At 61.8% G+C, this 623-nt stretch carries 1 protein-coding gene; it reads right to left on the bottom strand.

Annotation, left to right across the window (positions count from 1 at the left end; genetic code table 11):
* Window positions 1–81: 81 nt before the first annotated feature.
* On the bottom strand, window positions 82–623 hold a 542-nt coding region (locus DAI20_RS17370), incomplete at its 5' end, for an FtsX-like permease family protein (protein ID WP_159085144.1).

The following is a 623-nucleotide window of genomic DNA, read 5'->3' as shown; positions in this document are numbered from 1 at the left end:
ATGCTTGCAAGCGCTTCCTTCACTGCAATCAGTGCGGCTCTTCCCAGGTGTCGTCGGGTCTTCCTCATCGATTCGAACATTTCAGGCAGCTCCCTTCGCGAAGGCACTCGACAGTGAGCTGACCCTGCAGATTTCAAACGATGGGACCAATGAGCAGAGCAACGTCGTGACGACTCCCAGGGCAGCCGCCATCAGCATTGCCCCAGCATGCATCGCTGTGATCGCGCTGGGCAGAACGTCTCCCGCAGCAACCACCCGGATTCCCAGTGCATAGGTGCCGACAGCGAGTGCACTGCTTGCGACTCCCGCCGCGATGGATTCCCACATGAGCTGGACGAACACGTCCCGGCGTCGCGCTCCCAGTGCACGTCGTATAGCGAGCTCCCGCCTACGGCGCCCCAGACTGAAGCTCAGCAGTGCCGCCGCATTGACGACGCACACACCGAGAAGGATCAGTGACAGCCGAAGCTGCATCCTGGCCCGCTCCGGAACCAATCCCAGCCTGTCCAGCCACTCCATCAACGGCCAGAGTGCCACCTGTTGGGTACCTGGCTCGATCCGAAGCCCCTTTTCATGCGCATAGGCGTTCAGACCCGCGCGGTAGGCGGCGACATCATCTGCGG

It is taken from the genome of Planctomonas deserti (assembly GCF_003067705.1).
In the GTDB taxonomy this organism is placed as follows: domain Bacteria; phylum Actinomycetota; class Actinomycetes; order Actinomycetales; family Microbacteriaceae; genus Planctomonas; species Planctomonas deserti.
This window is presented reverse-complemented; position numbering and strand designations above follow the sequence as displayed.